The sequence below is a fragment of the Escherichia sp. AM3 genome (genome assembly GCF_032029835.1).
In the GTDB taxonomy this organism is placed as follows: domain Bacteria; phylum Pseudomonadota; class Gammaproteobacteria; order Enterobacterales; family Enterobacteriaceae; genus Escherichia; species Escherichia coli.
The window spans coordinates 1-20,825 of record NZ_JAVUPQ010000049.1 but is presented as its reverse complement, the minus strand read 5'-3'; the positions used below and the strand labels follow the sequence as shown (position 1 = coordinate 20,825).

Genomic DNA, 20,825 nt, shown 5'->3' with positions numbered 1-20,825 from the left:
ATGCTCACTCGCCTGCGCGAAATAGTCGAAAAGGTAGCCAGCGCACCACGCCTGAATGAGGCGTTAAATATTCTGGTTACCGACATCTGTCTTGCGATGGATACCGAGGTCTGTTCGGTCTACCTGGCCGATCATGATCGACGTTGTTACTACCTGATGGCGACCCGGGGGCTGAAAAAACCACGCGGTCGCACTGTAACGCTCGCGTTTGATGAAGGGATCGTCGGCCTGGTTGGCAGGCTGGCGGAACCGATAAACCTTGCAGATGCGCAAAAGCACCCCAGCTTCAAATACATCCCCTCCGTAAAAGAAGAACGTTTCCGCGCGTTTTTAGGCGTACCAATTATTCAACGTCGCCAGTTGCTTGGTGTACTGGTGGTACAGCAACGAGAGTTGCGCCAGTATGACGAAAGTGAAGAATCCTTCCTGGTGACGCTTGCCACCCAGATGGCAGCTATTCTTTCTCAGTCGCAGTTGACTGCCTTGTTTGGGCAATATCGCCAGACGCGAATCCGCGCATTACCGGCAGCACCTGGTGTGGCGATTGCCGAAGGCTGGCAGGATGCCACGTTACCTTTAATGGAACAGGTGTATCAGGCATCAACGCTGGATCCGGCTCTGGAACGCGAACGACTGACCGGGGCGCTGGAAGAAGCGGCAAACGAGTTTCGCCGCTACAGCAAACGCTTTGCCGCCGGTGCACAAAAAGAAACGGCGGCTATTTTCGATCTTTACTCGCACCTGCTTTCGGACACCCGGCTGCGTCGCGAATTGTTTGCCGAGGTTGATAAAGGCTCGGTGGCAGAGTGGGCGGTAAAAACGGTCATTGAAAAATTTGCCGAACAGTTTGCCGCGCTAAGCGATAACTATCTCAAAGAGCGGGCTGGCGATTTACGTGCGCTGGGTCAGCGATTGCTGTTTCATCTTGATGACGCTAATCAAGGGCCGAACGCCTGGCCGGAACGTTTCATTCTGGTGGCAGATGAACTGTCAGCGACAACTCTTGCTGAGCTGCCCCAGGATCGCTTAGTCGGTGTTGTCGTGCGAGATGGCGCAGCCAACTCCCATGCTGCGATCATGGTACGTGCGCTGGGGATCCCTACCGTGATGGGCGCGGATATTCAGCCTTCGGTGCTGCATCGTAGGACGCTGATCGTTGATGGCTATCGCGGTGAATTGCTGGTCGATCCGGAGCCGGTACTGCTGCAAGAATATCAGCGGCTAATTAGTGAAGAGATTGAGCTTAGCCGTCTGGCGGAAGATGACGTCAATTTACCCGCGCAGTTAAAAAGCGGTGAGCGTATAAAAGTCATGCTCAATGCTGGTTTAAGCCCGGAACATGAAGAAAAACTGGGCAGCCGTATTGATGGCATCGGTCTTTATCGCACTGAAATCCCATTCATGCTGCAAAGTGGTTTCCCGTCGGAAGAAGAACAGGTGGCGCAGTATCAGGGGATGCTGCAAATGTTCAATGATAAACCCGTCACCTTGCGTACGCTGGATGTCGGAGCAGATAAGCAGCTGCCTTACATGCCGATCAGCGAAGAGAATCCATGCCTGGGTTGGCGTGGGATTCGCATTACGCTCGATCAGCCGGAGATCTTCTTGATCCAGGTGCGGGCGATGCTGCGTGCTAATGCCGCTACGGGCAACCTGAATATTCTGTTGCCGATGGTCACAAGCCTCGATGAAGTTGATGAAGCACGCCGCCTGATTGAACGTGCCGGACGTGAAGTCGAGGAGATGATCGGTTACGAAATTCCCAAACCACGTATCGGCATCATGCTGGAAGTGCCGTCAATGGTATTTATGCTGCCGCATCTGGCAAAGCGGGTCGATTTCATCTCTGTTGGCACCAACGATCTGACTCAATACATTCTGGCCGTTGATCGCAACAATACCCGGGTGGCGAACATTTATGACAGTCTTCATCCTGCAATGTTACGAGCTCTGGCGATGATCGCCCGGGAAGCGGAAATACATGGAATCGATCTCCGTTTGTGCGGTGAAATGGCGGGCGATCCCATGTGCGTGGCAATCCTCATTGGGCTTGGGTATCGCCATCTGTCTATGAACGGACGTTCTGTAGCGCGGGTAAAATACCTGCTGCGGCGCATTGATTATGCCGAAGCAGAAAATCTTGCGCAGCGTAGTCTGGAAGCGCAACTGGCGACCGAAGTTCGCCATCAGGTTGCAGCCTTTATGGAGCGTCGCGGCATGGGCGGGCTGATTCGCGGAGGGTTATAGCGCGGATCATATACATATCTTTTAACGGTATCCGGCAACCAGCCAGGTCCCCTTGTGCTATTATTCGCACCTTTGGAGCGCCTGAAACCTGCGGCGCGCATTTCAATCGCTGTTCTCTTTCAGCGAAATAACAAGAACTTGTGGTGACAGATGACCAGTAGCTATCTGCATTTTCCGGAGTTTGATCCGGTCATTTTCTCAATAGGACCCGTGGCGCTTCACTGGTACGGCCTGATGTATCTGGTGGGTTTCATTTTTGCAATGTGGCTGGCAACACGACGGGCTAATCGTCCGGGCAGCGGCTGGACCAAAAATGAAGTTGAAAACTTACTCTATGCGGGCTTCCTCGGCGTCTTCCTCGGGGGACGTATTGGTTATGTTCTGTTCTACAATTTCCCGCAGTTTATGGCCGATCCGCTGTATCTGTTCCGTGTCTGGGACGGCGGCATGTCTTTCCACGGCGGCCTGATTGGCGTTATCGTGGTGATGATTATCTTCGCCCGCCGTACTAAACGTTCCTTCTTCCAGGTCTCTGATTTTATCGCACCACTCATTCCGTTTGGTCTTGGTGCCGGGCGTCTGGGCAACTTTATTAACGGTGAATTGTGGGGCCGCGTTGACCCGAACTTCCCGTTTGCCATGCTGTTCCCTGGCTCCCGTACAGAAGATATTTTGCTGCTGCAAACCAACCCGCAGTGGCAATCCATTTTCGATACTTACGGTGTGCTGCCGCGCCACCCATCACAGCTTTACGAGCTGTTGCTGGAAGGTGTAGTGCTGTTTATTATCCTCAACCTGTATATTCGTAAACCGCGCCCAATGGGAGCTGTCTCAGGTTTGTTCCTGATTGGTTACGGCGCGTTTCGCATCATTGTTGAGTTTTTCCGCCAGCCCGACGCGCAGTTTACTGGTGCCTGGGTGCAGTACATCAGCATGGGACAAATTCTTTCCATCCCGATGATTGTCGCGGGTGTGATCATGATGGTCTGGGCATATCGTCGCAGCCCACAGCAACACGTTTCCTGAGGAACCATGAAACAGTATTTAGAACTGATGCAAAAAGTGCTCGACGAAGGCACACAGAAAAACGACCGTACCGGAACCGGAACGCTTTCCATTTTTGGTCATCAGATGCGTTTTAACCTGCAGGATGGATTCCCGCTGGTGACAACCAAACGTTGCCACCTGCGTTCCATCATCCACGAACTGCTGTGGTTCCTGCAGGGCAATACTAACATTGCTTATCTACACGAAAACAATGTCACCATCTGGGACGAATGGGCCGATGAAAATGGCGACCTCGGGCCAGTGTATGGTAAACAGTGGCGCGCCTGGCCAACGCCAGATGGTCGTCATATTGACCAGATTACTACGGTACTGAACCAGCTGAAAAACGACCCGGATTCGCGCCGCATTATTGTTTCAGCGTGGAACGTAGGCGAACTGGATAAAATGGCGCTGGCACCGTGCCATGCATTCTTCCAGTTCTATGTGGCAGACGGCAAACTCTCTTGCCAGCTTTATCAGCGCTCCTGTGACGTCTTCCTCGGCCTGCCGTTCAACATTGCCAGCTACGCGTTATTGGTGCATATGATGGCGCAGCAGTGCGATCTGGAAGTGGGTGATTTTGTCTGGACCGGTGGCGACACGCATCTGTACAGCAACCATATGGATCAAACTCATCTGCAATTAAGCCGCGAACCGCGTCCGCTGCCGAAGTTGATTATCAAACGTAAACCCGAATCCATCTTCGACTACCGTTTCGAAGACTTTGAGATTGAAGGCTACGATCCGCATCCGGGCATTAAAGCGCCGGTGGCTATCTAATTACGAAACATCCTGCCAGAGCCGACGCCAGTGTGCGTCGGTTTTTTTTACCCTCCGTTAAATTCTTCGAGACGCCTTCCCGAAATTTTGCAACGTCCTGCAACGGCGTAAATAGTCCGGAAGATGCGCCGAAGAAATAGAAACTGGCCCTCGTCTTTTTTTCTCCTCGCTCCATACTGCCGGCATGAAAACACAACGTGGTTATACGCTGATTGAAACGCTGGTCGCGATGCTGATTTTGGTCATGCTAAGCGCAAGTGGACTCTATGGCTGGCAATACTGGCAGCAGTCGCAACGGCTATGGCAAACCGCCAGCCAGGCGCGGGACTATTTGCTCTATTTACGTGAAGATGCCAACTGGCATAACCGCGACCACAGTATCAGCGTTATCAGGGAGGGGACGTTATGGTGCCTTGTGAGTTCCGCTGCTGGGGCCAATACCTGTCATGGCAGTTCACCATTGGTCTTTGTGCCACGCTGGCCCGAAGTCGAAATGAGCGACCTGACACCTTCGCTTGCTTTCTTTGGCCTGCGCAATACCGCATGGGCCGGGCATATTCGCTTCAAAAACTCAACGGGCGAGTGGTGGCTGGTGGTTTCGCCGTGGGGAAGACTCCGGCTTTGTCAGCAAGGAGAAACAGAAGGATGCCTGTAAAAGAGCAAGGTTTTTCTCTGCTGGAAGTGTTGATTGCTATGGCGATCAGTAGCGTATTGTTGCTGGGGGCGGCACGCTTTCTGCCTGCGTTACAGCGTGAAAGTTTAACGAGCACCCGTAAGCTGGCGCTGGAAGATGAAATCTGGCTGCGGGTATTTACCGTCGCGAAGCATCTCCAGAGGGCGGGTTATTGTCATGGCATCTGTACCGGCGAAGGGCTGGAAATTGTCGGACAGGGTGACTGTGTCATTGTGCAGTGGGATGCGAACAGTAACGGTATCTGGGATCGCGAACCGGTAAAAGAGTCCGACCAGATTGGATTTCGTCTGAAGGAGCATGTGCTGGAAACGCTACGCGGTGCGACATCCTGTGAAGGTAAGGGCTGGGATAAAGTCACTAATCCGGATGCCATCATTATCGACACTTTTCAGGTCGTACGTCAGGATGTCAGCGGCTTCTCGCCGGTGTTGACGGTTAATATGCGTGCTGCCAGTAAGTCTGAACCGCAAACCGTGGTGAATGCCAGCTATAGCGTGACAGGATTCAACCTGTGAACCGCGAAAAGGGTGTTTCGTCACTGGCTCTGGTCCTGATGCTGCTGGTTTTGGGTAGTTTGCTATTACAAGGAATGAGCCAACAGGATCGCAGTTTTGCCTCTCGCGTGAGCATGGAAAGTCAGTCATTGCGCCGCCAGGCCATCGTTCAGTCGGCGCTGGCGTGGGGAAAAATGCACTCCTGGCAGACGCAGCCAGCAGTTCAGTGCTCGCAGTACGCTGAAACCGATGCCCAGGTTTGTTTGCGTTTACTGGCAGATAATGAAGCCTTATTGATTGCCGGTTATGAAGGCGTTTCGTTGTGGCGAACAGGCGAAGTCATTGATGGAAACATTGTTTTTTCGCCACGCGGCTGGAGCGATTTTTGTCCGCTGAAAGAGAGGGCGTTATGTCAGCTTCCCTGAAGAATCAACAAGGCTTTAGCCTGCCGGAGGTAATGTTGGCGATGGTGTTGATGGTGATGATTGTCACTGCGTTATCGGGTTTCCAGCGAACATTAATGAACAGTCTTGCCAGCAGAAACCAGTACCAACAGCTCTGGCGGCATGGCTGGCAGCAAACGCAACTGCGCGCGATTTCGCCACCTGCCAACTGGCAGGTCAACCGAATGCAGACATCGCAGGCGGGATGTGTCAGCATCAGCGTTACGCTAGTTTCACCCGGGGGCAGAGAAGGCGAGATGACCCGCCTGCATTGCCCGAATCGTCAGTAGTCAGGAGCCGCTATGTTAAGGGTCTACCATTCCAATCGTCTGGACGTGCTGGAAGCGTTGATGGAGTTTATTGTCGAACGCGAACGGCTGGACGATCCTTTCGAACCAGAGATGATTCTGGTGCAAAGTACCGGTATGGCACAGTGGCTGCAAATGACCCTGTCGCAAAAGTTTGGTATTGCGGCAAACATTGATTTTCCGCTGCCAGCGAGCTTTATCTGGGATATGTTCGTCCGGGTGTTACCGGAAATCCCCAAAGAGAGCGCCTTTAACAAACAGAGCATGAGCTGGAAACTGATGACTCTGCTGCCGCAATTGCTGGAGCGCGAAGACTTTACCCTGTTGCGGCATTATCTGACTGACGATAGCGACAAGCGAAAACTGTTCCAGCTTTCCTCAAAAGCGGCGGACCTGTTTGACCAGTATCTGGTCTATCGTCCGGACTGGCTGGCACAGTGGGAAACAGGACATTTGGTTGAAGGGCTGGGAGAAGCACAGGCCTGGCAAGCCCCGTTGTGGAAGGCGCTGGTGGAATATACCCATCAACTCGGGCAACCGCGCTGGCACCGCGCCAATCTCTATCAGCGCTTTATCGAAACGCTGGAGTCCGCGACGACCTGCCCGCCGGGGTTACCTTCGCGCGTCTTTATATGCGGTATTTCCGCGTTACCGCCTGTTTATCTCCAGGCGCTACAGGCGCTGGGTAAACATATTGAAATCCATCTCCTGTTTACCAACCCCTGCCGTTATTACTGGGGCGATATTAAAGATCCTGCTTATCTGGCGAAACTGCTGACCCGTCAGCGTCGACACAGTTTTGAAGATCGCGAATTGCCGCTATTTCGTGATAGCGAAAATGCCGGGCAGCTCTTTAACAGCGATGGTGAACAGGATGTCGGCAACCCGCTGCTGGCTTCATGGGGTAAGCTTGGGCGCGACTACATTTATCTCCTTTCTGACCTGGAGAGCAGCCAGGAGCTGGACGCCTTTGTCGATGTCACGCCAGATAACCTGCTGCATAACATTCAGTCTGACATTCTGGAACTGGAAAACCGCGCCGTTGCTGGTGTGAACATCGAAGAGTTTTCCCGTAGCGATAACAAACGCCCGCTTGATCCACTGGATAGCAGTATCACCTTCCACGTTTGCCATAGCCCGCAGCGTGAAGTTGAAGTTTTACACGATCGCCTGCTGGCGATGCTGGAGGAAGACCCGACACTTACTCCGCGCGACATCATCGTGATGGTGGCTGATATCGACAGCTACAGTCCGTTTATTCAGGCTGTGTTTGGTAGCGCACCTGCGGATCGTTACCTACCTTACGCCATTTCCGACCGTCGTGCGCGGCAGTCACATCCGGTACTGGAAGCGTTTATCAGCCTGTTATCACTGCCTGACAGTCGTTTTGTGTCAGAGGATGTGCTGGCGTTGCTGGATGTGCCGGTGCTGGCGGCGCGGTTTGACATCACCGAAGAAGGGCTGCGTTATTTACGCCAGTGGGTCAACGAATCCGGCATTCGTTGGGGCATAGATGACGACAACGTTCGCGAGCTGGAACTCCCCGCCACCGGACAACACACCTGGCGATTTGGCCTGACGCGTATGTTGTTGGGCTACGCGATGGAGAGCGCGCAGGGCGAGTGGCAATCGGTTCTACCTTATGATGAATCGAGCGGCTTAATTGCAGAACTGGTGGGGCATCTGGCTTCACTGCTAATGCAGCTAAACATCTGGCGTCGCGGGCTGGCACAGGAGCGTCCGCTAGAAGAGTGGTTGCCGGTTTGTCGCGATATGCTCAACGCCTTCTTCCTGCCGGATGCGGAAACCGAAGCGGCGATGACGCTGATCGAACAACAATGGCAGGCGATTATCGCCGAAGGTTTAGGTGCGCAGTATGGCGACGCGGTGCCGCTGTCACTATTGCGTGATGAACTGGCGCAGCGTCTGGATCAAGAACGTATCAGCCAGCGTTTTCTCGCCGGACCGGTTAACATTTGTACTCTGATGCCAATGCGTTCAATTCCGTTCAAAGTGGTTTGCCTGCTGGGAATGAACGACGGCGTTTATCCACGTCAGCTTGCGCCATTGGGCTTTGACCTGATGAGCCAGAAACCGAAGCGTGGCGACCGTAGCCGTCGCGATGACGACCGCTACCTGTTCCTGGAAGCGTTAATTTCCGCGCAGCAAAAACTCTATATCAGCTATATCGGGCGTTCCATTCAGGATAACAGTGAACGTTTCCCGTCGGTACTGGTGCAGGAACTGATCGACTACATCGGGCAAAGTCATTATCTACCGGGCGATGAAGCGCTCAACTGTGATGAAAGCGAGGCAAGGGTAAAAGCGCATCTTACTTGCCTCCATACCCGGATGCCGTTTGATCCACAAAACTACCAGCCAGGCGAACGACAAAGCTATGCTCGTGAATGGCTACCTGCGGCCAGCCAGGCTGGTAAAGCACATTCTGAATTTGTTCAGCCGCTGCCGTTTACCTTACCGGAAACCGTGCCGCTGGAAACGCTACAACGATTCTGGGCACATCCGGTGCGGGCGTTCTTCCAGATGCGTTTGCAGGTGAACTTCCGTACTGAAGACAGCGAAATCCCAGACACCGAGCCATTTATTCTGGAAGGACTTAGCCGTTATCAAATCAATCAGCAGTTATTGAATGCACTGGTTGAGCAGGATGATGCCGAACGCTTGTTCCGCCGCTTCCGGGCGGCAGGGGATTTACCGTATGGCGCTTTTGGTGAAATTTTCTGGGAAACACAGTGCCAGGAGATGCAGCAGCTTGCCGACAGAGTCATTGCCTGTCGCCAGCCGGGGCAGAGTATGGAAATTGATCTCGCCTGCAACGGTGTGCAGATAACTGGCTGGTTGCCGCAGGTGCAGCCGGATGGCCTGTTGCGCTGGCGTCCCTCTTTATTAAGTGTGGCGCAGGGAATGCAACTTTGGCTGGAACACCTTGTCTACTGTGCCAGCGGTGGTAATGGCGAAAGTCGCCTTTTTCTACGCAAAGACGGTGAGTGGCGTTTTCCGCCGCTTGCAGCCGAACAGGCTTTGCATTACCTCTCACAACTGATTGAGGGGTATCGTGAAGGAATGTCCGCGCCATTGCTGGTGTTACCTGAAAGTGGCGGCGCGTGGCTAAAAACCTGTTATGACGCGCAAAACGATGCCATGCTGGATGACGATTCCACGTTGCAAAAAGCCCGTACGAAATTCCTTCAGGCTTACGAAGGCAACATGATGGTGCGTGGCGAAGGTGATGATATCTGGTATCAAAGGCTCTGGCGGCAATTAACACCAGAGACAATGGAGGCCATCGTTGAACAGTCGCAACGTTTCCTGTTACCGCTGTTTCGCTTTAATCAGTCATGAGTGCTGTATAAAAATTGCGCAATCTATCCGCTTACTTTATGATGCGCACCAGTCACGGACTGATGGTTATATAAACATAGGCTGACTCGTGCAGCACAAGATTAAATTCTGGCAGATGATTTGCGTTAACGTGTTGAATCTGGACAGAAAATTAAGTTGATTATGAGGTCCGTGAATGCCCCGCAGCACCTGGTTCAAAGCATTATTGTTGTTAGTTGCCCTTTGGGCACCCTTAAGTCAGGCAGAAACGGGATGGCAGCCGATTCAGGAAACCATCCGTAAAAGTGATAAAGATAACCGCCAGTATCAGGCTATACGTCTGGATAACGGTATGGTGGTCTTGCTGGTTTCTGATCCGCAGGCAGTTAAATCGCTCTCGGCGCTGGTGGTGCCCGTTGGGTCGCTGGAAGATCCCGAGGCGTACCAGGGGCTGGCACATTACCTTGAACATATGAGTCTGATGGGGTCGAAAAAGTACCCGCAGGCTGACAGTCTGGCCGAATATCTCAAAATGCACGGCGGTAGTCACAATGCCAGCACTGCGCCGTATCGCACGGCTTTCTATCTGGAAGTTGAGAACGACGCCTTGCCTGGTGCGGTAGACCGCCTGGCCGATGCTATTGCTGAACCTTTGCTCGACAAGAAATATGCCGAACGTGAGCGTAATGCGGTGAACGCTGAATTAACCATGGCGCGTACGCGTGACGGGATGCGCATGGCACAGGTCAGCGCAGAAACCATTAACCCGGCACACCCCGGTTCAAAGTTTTCTGGTGGTAACCTCGAAACTTTAAGCGACAAACCTGGTAATCCGGTGCAGCAGGCGCTGAAAGATTTCCACGAGAAGTACTATTCCGCCAATTTGATGAAGGCGGTTATTTACAGTAATAAACCGCTGCCGGAGTTGGCAAAAATGGCGGCGGACACCTTTGGTCGCGTGCCGAACAAAGAGAGCAAAAAACCGGAAATCACCGTGCCGGTAGTCACCGACGCGCAAAAGGGCATTATCATTCATTACGTCCCTGCGCTGCCGCGTAAAGTGTTGCGCGTTGAGTTTCGCATCGATAACAACTCAGCGAAGTTCCGTAGTAAAACCGATGAATTGATTACCTATCTGATTGGCAATCGCAGCCCAGGTACACTTTCTGACTGGCTGCAAAAGCAGGGATTAGTTGAGGGCATTAGCGCCAACTCCGATCCTATCGTCAACGGCAACAGCGGCGTATTAGCGATCTCTGCGTCTTTAACCGATAAAGGCCTGGCTAATCGCGATCAGGTTGTGGCGGCAATTTTTAGCTATCTCAATCTGTTACGTGAAAAAGGCATTGATAAACAATACTTCGATGAACTGGCGAATGTGCTGGATATCGACTTCCGTTATCCGTCGATCACCCGTGATATGGATTACGTCGAATGGCTGGCAGATACCATGATTCGCGTTCCTGTTGAGCATACGCTGGATGCAGTCAATATTGCCGATCGGTACGATGCTAAAGCAGTAAAGGAACGTCTGGCGATGATGACGCCGCAGAATGCGCGTATCTGGTATATCAGCCCGAAAGAGCCGCACAACAAAACGGCTTACTTTGTCGATGCGCCGTATCAGGTCGATAAAATCAGCGCACAAACTTTCGCCGACTGGCAGAAAAAAGCCGCCGACATTGCGCTCTCTTTGCCAGAGCTTAACCCTTATATTCCTGATGATTTCTCGCTGATTAAGTCAGAGAAGAAATACGACCATCCAGAGCTGATTGTTGATGAGTCGAATCTGCGCGTGGTGTATGCGCCAAGCCGTTATTTTGCCAGCGAGCCCAAAGCTGATGTCAGCCTGATTTTGCGTAATCCGAAAGCCATGGACAGCGCCCGCAATCAGGTGATGTTTGCGCTCAATGATTATCTCGCAGGGCTGGCGCTTGATCAGTTAAGCAACCAGGCGTCGGTTGGTGGCATAAGTTTTTCCACCAACGCTAACAACGGCCTTATGGTTAATGCTAATGGTTACACCCAGCGTCTGCCGCAGCTGTTCCAGGCATTGCTCGAGGGGTACTTTAGCTATACCGCTACGGAAGATCAGCTTGAGCAGGCGAAGTCCTGGTATAACCAGATGATGGATTCCGCAGAAAAGGGTAAAGCGTTTGAGCAGGCGATTATGCCCGCGCAGATGCTCTCGCAAGTGCCGTACTTCTCGCGAGATGAACGGCGTAAAATTTTGCCCTCCATTACGTTGAAAGAGGTGCTGGCCTATCGCGACGCCTTAAAATCAGGGGCTCGACCAGAGTTTATGGTTATCGGCAACATGACCGAGGCCCAGGCAACAACGCTGGCACGCGATGTGCAAAAACAGTTGGGCGCTGATGGTTCAGAGTGGTGTCGAAACAAAGATGTAGTGGTCGATAAAAAACAATCCGTCATCTTTGAAAAAGCCGGTAACAGCACCGACTCCGCACTGGCAGCGGTATTTGTACCGACTGGCTACGATGAATACACCAGCTCAGCCTATAGCTCTCTGTTGGGGCAGATCGTACAGCCGTGGTTCTACAATCAGTTGCGTACCGAAGAACAATTGGGCTATGCCGTGTTTGCGTTTCCAGTGAGCGTGGGGCGTCAGTGGGGCATGGGCTTCCTTTTGCAAAGCAATGATAAACAGCCTTCATTCTTGTGGGAGCGTTACAAGGCGTTTTTCCCAACCGCAGAGGCAAAATTGCGAGCGATGAAGCCAGATGAGTTTGCGCAAATCCAGCAGGCGGTAATTACCCAGATGCTGCAGGCACCGCAAACGCTCGGCGAAGAAGCATCGAAGTTAAGTAAAGATTTCGATCGCGGCAATATGCGCTTCGATTCGCGTGATAAAATCGTGGCCCAGATAAAACTGCTGACGCCGCAAAAACTTGCTGATTTCTTCCATCAGGCGGTGGTCGAGCCGCAAGGCATGGCTATTCTGTCGCAGATTTCCGGCAGCCAGAACGGGAAAGCCGAATATGTACACCCTGAAGGCTGGAAAGTGTGGGAGAACGTCAGCGCGTTGCAGCAAACAATGCCCCTGATGAGTGAAAAGAATGAGTGATGTCGCCGAGACACTAGATCCTTTGCGCTTGCCCTTACAGGGTGAGCGCCTGATTGAAGCCTCTGCCGGCACAGGCAAAACCTTTACGATTGCGGCGCTCTATTTGCGCCTGTTACTTGGACTAGGCGGTTCCGCCGCCTTTCCCCGCCCGCTGACCGTTGAAGAACTGCTGGTGGTCACCTTTACCGAGGCTGCCACGGCAGAATTGCGTGGTCGTATCCGTAGCAATATCCACGAGTTGCGCATCGCCTGTCTGCGTGAAACCACCGACAATCCACTGTACGAACGCCTGCTGGAAGAGATCGACGATAAAGCGCAAGCCGCGCAGTGGTTGTTGTTAGCCGAACGGCAGATGGATGAAGCGGCAGTCTTTACTATTCACGGTTTTTGCCAGCGCATGCTCAACCTGAATGCCTTTGAATCCGGTATGCTGTTTGAGCAGCAGCTGATTGAAGATGAGTCTCTGCTACGCTACCAGGCCTGCGCCGATTTCTGGCGTCGCCACTGCTACCCGCTGCCGCGTGAAATAGCCCAGGTCGTCTTTGAAACCTGGAAAGGGCCGCAGGCGTTGCTGCGCGATATTAATCGTTATCTGCAAGGCGAAGCGCCGGTTATCAAAGCACCGCCGCCCGATGATGAAACGCTGGCTTCCCGCCACGCGCAAATTGTGGCGCGTATTGATACGGTAAAACAGCAGTGGCGCGACGCAGTGGGTGAACTGGATGCGCTGATCGAATCTTCTGGTATTGATCGACGCAAGTTTAACCGTAGCAATCAGGCTAAATGGATCGACAAGATCAGCGCCTGGGCAGAAGAAGAGACCAACAGTTATCAGTTGCCAGAGTCGCTGGAAAAATTCTCCCAGCGTTTCTTAGAAGATCGCACGAAAGCCGGGGGGGAAACCCCGCGACATCCACTGTTTGAGGCGATCGATCAACTGCTTGCAGAACCATTGTCGATCCGCGATCTGGTGATCACCCGCGCATTGGCTGAGATCCGCGAAACAGTAGCGCGTGAAAAACGCCGCCGTGGCGAATTGGGTTTTGATGACATGTTAAGTCGGCTCGATTCCGCGCTGCGTAGCGAAAGCGGTGAGGTGTTGGCAGCGGCGATCCGTACGCGATTCCCGGTGGCAATGATCGATGAATTTCAGGATACCGACCCCCAGCAGTACCGAATTTTTCGCCGTATCTGGCACCATCAGCCGGAAACCGCATTGTTGCTGATTGGCGACCCGAAGCAGGCCATATATGCATTCCGGGGTGCGGATATCTTCACTTATATGAAGGCGCGTAGCGAAGTTCACGCCCACTACACTTTAGACACCAACTGGCGTTCCGCACCAGGAATGGTGAACAGCGTGAATAAGCTTTTCAGCCAGACTGATGACGCGTTCATGTTTCGCGAAATACCGTTTATTCCAGTGAAATCAGCCGGGAAAAATCAGGCGTTACGTTTTGTATTTAAAGGTGAAACACAGCCTGCGATGAAAATGTGGCTGATGGAAGGCGAAAGCTGCGGCGTTGGCGATTATCAAAGTACCATGGCGCAGGTATGTGCTGCGCAAATCCGCGACTGGCTACAAGCCGGACAGCGGGGCGAAGCGTTGCTGATGAACGGCGACGACGCGCGTCCGGTGCGTGCTTCGGACATCAGTGTGCTGGTGCGCAGCCGCCAGGAGGCCGCCCAGGTGCGCGATGCCTTAACGTTGCTGGAAATCCCTTCCGTTTACCTTTCGAACCGCGACAGTGTTTTTGAAACTCTGGAAGCGCAGGAAATGCTTTGGTTGTTGCAGGCGGTGATGACGCCCGAACGTGAGAACACCCTGCGTAGTGCGCTGGCAACGTCAATGATGGGGCTGAACGCGCTGGATATCGAAACGCTGAACAATGACGAACATGCGTGGGATGTGGTAGTCGAAGAGTTCGATGGTTATCGGCAAATCTGGCGCAAACGTGGCGTTATGCCGATGCTGCGGGCGCTGATGTCGGCGCGTAACATTGCTGAAAACTTGCTGGCAACGGCAGGCGGTGAGCGGCGTCTTACCGATATCTTGCATATCAGCGAACTGCTACAAGAAGCCGGAACGCAGCTGGAAAGTGAACATGCGCTGGTACGCTGGTTATCGCAACATATCCTCGAGCCAGACAGTAATGCCTCCAGCCAACAAATGCGTCTCGAAAGTGATAAACATCTGGTGCAGATTGTCACGATCCACAAATCGAAAGGGCTGGAATATCCATTGGTCTGGCTGCCGTTTATCACCAATTTCCGCGTCCAGGAGCAGGCGTTTTATCACGATCGCCACTCGTTTGAGGCAGTTCTGGATCTTAATGCTGCGCCAGAAAGCGTCGACCTCGCGGAGGCCGAACGTCTGGCGGAAGATCTGCGTTTGCTTTACGTGGCGCTGACACGTTCGGTTTGGCATTGCAGTCTCGGCGTTGCACCGCTGGTGCGCCGTCGTGGCGATAAAAAAGGTGACACCGACGTCCACCAAAGTGCGCTCGGGCGTTTGCTGCAAAAAGGGGAACCGCAAGATGCGGCAGGGCTTCGCACCTGTATTGAAGCGTTATGCGATGATGATATTGCCTGGCAAACGGCACAAACTGGTGATAACCTACCCTGGCAGGTTAATGATGTTTCTACAGCAGAGCTGAATGCGAAGACGTTACAACGATTGCCCGGCGATAACTGGCGCGTCACCAGCTACTCTGGTTTGCAACAGCGTGGTCACGGTATCGCCCAGGATTTGATGCCTCGGCTGGATGTCGATGCTGCAGGCGTTGCCAGCGTCGTTGAAGAACCGACGTTAACACCACATCAGTTTCCGCGCGGTGCGTCACCGGGGACGTTCTTGCACAGTTTGTTTGAAGACCTGGATTTTACCCAGCCGGTTGACCCAAACTGGGTGCGGGAAAAACTGGAACTCGGCGGCTTTGAATCGCAGTGGGAACCGGTATTGACCGAGTGGATCACGGCTGTCCTCCAGGCACCTCTCAATGAAACCGGCGTAAGCCTGAGTCAACTTTCCGCCCGCAATAAACAGGTGGAGATGGAGTTTTATCTGCCGATTAGTGAACCGCTTATCGCCAGTCAGCTTGATACGTTAATCCGCCAGTTTGACCCGCTATCCGCAGGCTGCCCGCCGCTGGAGTTCATGCAGGTACGTGGCATGTTAAAAGGCTTTATCGACCTGGTGTTCCGCCACGAAGGGCGTTATTACCTGCTCGACTATAAATCCAACTGGTTGGGTGAAGACAGTTCGGCTTACACCCAACAGGCTATGGCAGCGGCAATGCAGGCACACCGCTATGATCTGCAATATCAGCTTTATACCCTGGCGCTGCATCGTTATCTGCGCCATCGCATTGCTGATTACGACTATGAGCACCACTTTGGCGGCGTTATTTATCTGTTCCTGCGTGGCGTTGATAAAGAACATCCGCAACAGGGGATTTACACAACCCGACCCAACGCCGGGTTGATTGCCCTGATGGATGAGATGTTTGCCGGTATGACCCTGGAGGAGGCGTAATGAAATTGCAAAAGCAATTACTGGAAGCTGTGGAGCACAAACAGCTACGCCCGCTGGATGTGCAATTTGCCCTGACCGTGGCGGGAGATGAACATCCTGCCGTCACCCTCGCGGCGGCACTGTTAAGTCATGATGCCGGAGAGGGACACGTTTGTTTGCCGCTTTCACGACTGGAAAATAACGAGGCGTCGCATCCGCTGTTGGCGACCTGTGTCAGTGAAATCGGTGAGCTACAAAATTGGGAAGAATGCTTGCTGGCTTCTCAAGCGGTCAGCAGGGGAGATGAACCCACGCCGATGATCCTCTGTGGCGATCGTCTTTATTTGAATCGCATGTGGTGTAACGAGCGCACAGTGGCACGCTTTTTCAACGAAGTGAATCATGCCATTGAGGTTGATGAAGCTCTACTGGCGCAAACCCTGGACAAACTTTTTCCAGTAAGCGATGAAATTAACTGGCAAAAAGTTGCGGCGGCAGTGGCGCTGACGCGGCGGATCTCGGTGATTTCCGGCGGCCCTGGCACCGGTAAAACGACCACCGTAGCGAAGTTGCTGGCAGCGTTAATTCAAATGGCCGACGGCGAACGCTGCCGTATCCGTCTGGCTGCACCAACGGGTAAAGCTGCCGCGCGCTTAACCGAATCTCTCGGCAAGGCTTTGCGACAGTTACCGCTGACCGATGAACAAAAGAAACGCATTCCGGAAGATGCCAGCACTTTGCACCGATTGCTGGGCGCGCAGCCGGGTAGCCAGCGTTTACGTCATCATGCCGGTAACCCGCTGCATCTTGATGTGCTGGTGGTAGATGAAGCGTCAATGATCGATCTGCCTATGATGTCGAGACTGATCGACGCCTTGCCCGATCATGCGCGAGTGATCTTTCTCGGCGATCGTGATCAACTGGCCTCGGTTGAGGCTGGGGCTGTGCTGGGCGATATCTGCGCTTATGCCAACGCGGGCTTTACCGCCGAGCGTGCCAGGCAGCTAAGCCGCCTGACGGGGACTCACGTTCCGGCAGGAACCGGCACAGAAGCGGCATCTTTGCGCGACAGTCTCTGCCTGCTGCAAAAAAGCTATCGTTTCGGCAGCGATTCTGGCATTGGTCAGTTAGCTGCGGCGATCAACCGTGGTGATAAAACGGCAGTGAAAACCGTTTTTCAGCAGGATTTTACTGATATCGAAAAACGGCTTTTACAGAGCGGCGAAGATTATATTGCGATGCTTGAGGAAGCTCTTGCGGGTTACGGACGTTATCTGGATCTGCTGCAAGCGCGTGCCGAGCCGGATTTAATCATTCAGGCGTTCAATGAGTACCAGCTTTTGTGCGCCCTGCGGGAAGGGCCGTTTGGCGTGGCTGGACTGAATGAGCGAATTGAGCAGTTTATGCAACAGAAGCGCAAAATTCATCGTCATCCGCACTCTCGTTGGTACGAAGGTCGACCGGTGATGATTGCCCGTAATGACAGCGCGCTTGGGTTGTTTAATGGCGATATCGGTATTGCGCTGGATCGCGGGCAGGGGACGCGCGTCTGGTTTGCGATGCCGGACGGCAATATTAAGTCTGTGCAACCGAGTCGCTTGCCAGAGCACGAAACTACGTGGGCGATGACGGTACATAAATCGCAGGGATCGGAGTTCGACCATGCGGCGTTGATTTTGCCGAGCCAACGCACGCCGGTAGTAACGCGAGAGCTGGTTTATACCGCGGTGACCCGCGCGCGTCGCCGTCTGTCGCTGTATGCCGATGAGCGCATATTAAGTGCGGCAATCGCCACTCGTACTGAGCGGCGCAGTGGTCTGGCGGCGTTGTTTAGTTCACGGGAATAAACGTAATTGCCGGATGCGACGTACGAGTGTTACGCATGTCGCATCCGACGATTTTCATCGCTTACCCTAAATCCGCCATCAACACTTTGGATTTACGCTGGTAGTTGTACAACTGCTTTTTGCTCTCGGGCAGTAAATCAATATCCACTGGGGTAAATCCACGTTCCTGGAACCAGTGAATACTGCGCGTGGTCAGCACAAACAATTTGCTTAAGCCGCTCTGCTTCGCCTGAGCGGCAATGCGTTCCAGCAGAACTTCACCCCTTGATGAACTGCGGTAATCCGGGTGAACTGCCACACAGGCCATTTCCCCAATCTTCTCTTCCGGGAACGGATAGAGCGCGGCGCAGGCAATAGTCGTGTTATCGCGCTGAATAATGGTGAATTTGTCGATTTCCATCTCCAGCTGCTCGCGAGAACGGCGTACCAGAATACCTTGCTGCTCCAGTGGGCGAATCAACTCCAGAATACCGCCAATATCGTTGATTGTTGCGCGACGAATCTGCTCGGCGCTTTCCATCACAATCTGCGTACCGATACCGTCGCGTGAGAACAACTCTTGCAACAGCGCGCCATCTTCCTGATAACTGATTAAATGACAGCGACGCACGCCGCTGCGGCAGGCTTTCACTGCGCCACGCAAAAAGCGCACCGTACCGGAGTTGTAATCGCCTTTCTCTTCCTGGGCTTCTACCCGCGCTTGCGCTTCGTTAGGGAAAAGTTCGGAGACAATATCACCGTCGTCATTAGTGACGCCCTGGGAAGAGCAAAAACCAATCATCTTTTCAGCTTTCAGTTTGATGGCCAGTTGAGTGGCAATCTCTTCCGAGGTCAGGTTAAAGCTCTCGCCAGTGACTGAAACAGCGACCGGCCCCATTAGCACTATTGCACCGCTGTCCAGTTGACGATGGATCGCGTCTTCATCAATCCGCCGGATACGCCCGCTATGGCAGTAATCCACGCCGTCATCGACGCCCAGCGGCTGGGCAATAATAAAATTGCCACTGACGACGTTGATATGCGCGCCCTGCAGCGGCGTGTTATTGAGACTCATCGACAGGCGAGCAGTAATATCCAGTTGCAATGTTCCCGCAGCCTGCTTCACCAGTTCCAGTGTTTTGGCGTCGGTCACACGTATATTCTTGTGATACAGCGGTTCGTGGTGATGCGCAGCCAGATTTGCGTCGATCTGCGGACGTGCGCCATAGACCACCACCAGACGGATGCCGAGGCTGTGCAACAACCCGATATCATTAACGATACTGGAGAAATTCTCATGCTCAATGGCTTCACCGCCGAGCATGATGACAAACGTTTTTCCCCGGTGGGTATTGATATAGGGAACCGAATGGCGGAATCCCTCGACCAACTCGGTTTTACGTTCCTTTACCACGGCACACCTCTTTGCATGATTATTCGAAATTAGTGTATTTTTATTCTGTCTTTTCGCAGGGTGCAAGTGTAAATTTTATGCGAGAGCGACTTTTTTATCAGTAATGCCGTGAATATAAAAAGAATGTTTACCGTTTATTAGATGACAGATTATGCGTCTTTCGCTAAAGTTTCCGGTCAAATTAGTCGTTTACTTGTTACACAGCTTAGATTTCTTTTGCTCGGGAGAGGCATGTCAGGATCCAACACTGCAATCAGCCGTCGTCGTTTACTGCAAGGCGCGGGTGCCATGTGGCTATTGAGCGTAAGTCAGGTCAGTCTGGCTGCGGTCAGCCAGGTCGTGGCGGTGCGCGTCTGGCCTGCGTCCAGCTACACCCGCGTGACGGTGGAATCAAATCGTCAGCTGAAATATAAGCAGTTCGCGTTGAGTAACCCTGAACGCGTGGTGGTGGATATCGAAGATGTAAACCTGAACTCGGTACTCAAGGGGATGGCGACACAAATTCGTGCAGACGACCCGTTCATCAAGTCGGCGCGCGTCGGGCAATTTGACCCGCAAACCGTACGGATGGTTTTTGAATTAAAGCAAAACGTAAAACCGCAGCTGTTTGCCCTTGCGCCGGTCGCCGGGTTTAAAGAGCGTCTGGTGATGGACCTCTATCCGGCCAATGCACAGGATATGCAGGACCCGCTGCTGGCGCTGCTGGAGGATTACAACAAAGGCGACCTCGAAAAGCAGGTGCCGCCAGCGCAAAGTGGTCCACAACCGGGTAAAGCAGGGCGCGATCGTCCGATTGTCATTATGCTTGACCCTGGCCACGGTGGCGAAGACTCCGGTGCGGTGGGGAAATACAAAACGCGCGAAAAAGATGTGGTATTGCAAATAGCTCGCCGTTTGCGCTCTCTGATCGAGAAAGAGGGCAATATGAAGGTGTACATGACGCGCAATGAAGACATCTTCATTCCATTGCAAGTGCGCGTAGCAAAAGCCCAGAAACAGCGTGCTGACCTGTTTGTCTCTATCCATGCCGACGCCTTTACCAGTCGTCAGCCGAGCGGTTCCTCTGTGTTTGCGCTCTCAACCAAAGGTGCAACCAGTACTGCGGCAAAATATCTGGCACAAACCCAGAACGCCTCGGACTTGATTGGTGGCGTGAGCAAAAGCGGTGACCGCTATGTCGACCACACCATGTTCGATATGGTACAGTCGCTGACCATTGCCGACAGCCTGAAGTTTGGTAAAGCGGTACTGAATAAGCTCGGTAAAATCAACAAGCTGCATAAAAATCAAGTTGAACAGGCCGGGTTTGCCGTACTAAAGGCACCAGATATTCCCTCCATTCTGGTCGAAACGGCGTTTATCAGTAACGTTGAGGAAGAGCGTAAACTGAAAACGGCGACTTTCCAGCAGGAAGTTGCGGAGTCTATTCTTGCGGGGATTAAAGCGTATTTTGCCGATGGGGCGACGCTGGCGAGAAGGGGATGATAAAAAGGCGCTGAATGGCGCTTTTTTATGGGAGACCAGAAACAAAAAAACACCCGTTAGGGTGTTCAATAATTGGTTGCGGGGGCCGGATTTGAACCGACGACCTTCGGGTTATGAGCCCGACGAGCTACCAGGCTGCTCCACCC

General features: G+C 53.0%; 13 protein-coding genes. 12 read left to right on the top strand and 1 reads right to left on the bottom strand.

Going from position 1 to position 20,825, the window contains the following annotated elements:
- From ptsP to recD, 11 genes are all read left to right on the top strand, one after another.
- Complete coding sequence (ptsP, locus tag RTW80_RS16490) at nucleotides 1-2,247, top strand: phosphoenolpyruvate--protein phosphotransferase (protein ID WP_000957914.1); 2,247 nt, start codon at nucleotides 1-3, stop codon at nucleotides 2,245-2,247.
- Between the two features lie 150 nt (nucleotides 2,248-2,397).
- Nucleotides 2,398-3,273, top strand: coding sequence for a prolipoprotein diacylglyceryl transferase (gene lgt / locus RTW80_RS16485; protein ID WP_000204658.1), 876 nt, complete (start codon nucleotides 2,398-2,400; stop codon nucleotides 3,271-3,273).
- A gap of 6 nt (nucleotides 3,274-3,279) precedes the next feature.
- Entirely contained in the window at nucleotides 3,280-4,074 is a 795-nt protein-coding gene (gene thyA / locus RTW80_RS16480) for a thymidylate synthase (protein ID WP_000816241.1), read from the top strand.
- 184 nt (nucleotides 4,075-4,258) lie between these two features.
- Entirely contained in the window at nucleotides 4,259-4,729 is a 471-nt protein-coding gene (locus RTW80_RS16475) for a prepilin peptidase-dependent protein (RefSeq protein ID WP_000857051.1), read from the top strand.
- Nucleotides 4,720-5,283, top strand: a complete 564-nt coding sequence (locus RTW80_RS16470; RefSeq protein WP_001144315.1) for a prepilin peptidase-dependent protein — start codon at nucleotides 4,720-4,722, stop codon at nucleotides 5,281-5,283. The genes RTW80_RS16475 and RTW80_RS16470 overlap by 10 nt, the downstream gene beginning before the upstream one ends.
- On the top strand, nucleotides 5,280-5,687 hold the full coding sequence (locus RTW80_RS16465) for a DUF2509 family protein (protein ID WP_001078380.1): 408 nt from the start codon (nucleotides 5,280-5,282) through the stop codon (nucleotides 5,685-5,687). The genes RTW80_RS16470 and RTW80_RS16465 overlap by 4 nt, the downstream gene beginning before the upstream one ends.
- Nucleotides 5,672-5,995, top strand: a complete 324-nt coding sequence (locus RTW80_RS16460; RefSeq protein ID WP_001276460.1) for a prepilin-type N-terminal cleavage/methylation domain-containing protein — start codon at nucleotides 5,672-5,674, stop codon at nucleotides 5,993-5,995. The genes RTW80_RS16465 and RTW80_RS16460 overlap by 16 nt, the downstream gene beginning before the upstream one ends.
- 12 nt (nucleotides 5,996-6,007) lie before the next feature.
- The gene (gene recC, locus RTW80_RS16455) at nucleotides 6,008-9,376 is read left to right on the top strand and encodes an exodeoxyribonuclease V subunit gamma (protein ID WP_000946938.1); all 3,369 of its coding nucleotides are present in this window, start codon (nucleotides 6,008-6,010) and stop codon (nucleotides 9,374-9,376) included.
- Nucleotides 9,377-9,551: 175 nt separating this feature from the next.
- Entirely contained in the window at nucleotides 9,552-12,440 is a 2,889-nt protein-coding gene (gene ptrA, locus RTW80_RS16450) for a pitrilysin (RefSeq protein ID WP_032247829.1), read from the top strand.
- On the top strand, nucleotides 12,433-15,975 hold the full coding sequence (gene recB, locus RTW80_RS16445; protein ID WP_063119262.1) for an exodeoxyribonuclease V subunit beta: 3,543 nt from the start codon (nucleotides 12,433-12,435) through the stop codon (nucleotides 15,973-15,975). The genes ptrA and recB overlap by 8 nt, the downstream gene beginning before the upstream one ends.
- Nucleotides 15,975-17,801 (top strand): exodeoxyribonuclease V subunit alpha, encoded by a 1,827-nt coding sequence (gene recD, locus RTW80_RS16440; RefSeq protein ID WP_000775955.1) that lies wholly within the window; start codon nucleotides 15,975-15,977, stop codon nucleotides 17,799-17,801. Before recB ends, recD begins: the two co-directional genes overlap by 1 nt.
- A 61-nt stretch (nucleotides 17,802-17,862) precedes the next feature.
- On the opposite strand, the gene argA is transcribed toward recD, so the two are convergent.
- Nucleotides 17,863-19,194, bottom strand: coding sequence for an amino-acid N-acetyltransferase (gene argA, locus RTW80_RS16435; protein WP_000237947.1), 1,332 nt, complete (start codon nucleotides 19,192-19,194; stop codon nucleotides 17,863-17,865).
- Nucleotides 19,195-19,425: 231 nt separating this feature from the next.
- Here argA and amiC point away from each other — a divergent pair, with 231 nt between their 5' ends.
- Entirely contained in the window at nucleotides 19,426-20,679 is a 1,254-nt protein-coding gene (amiC, locus tag RTW80_RS16430) for an N-acetylmuramoyl-L-alanine amidase AmiC (RefSeq protein ID WP_032247828.1), read from the top strand.
- Nucleotides 20,680-20,825 lie beyond the last annotated feature (146 nt).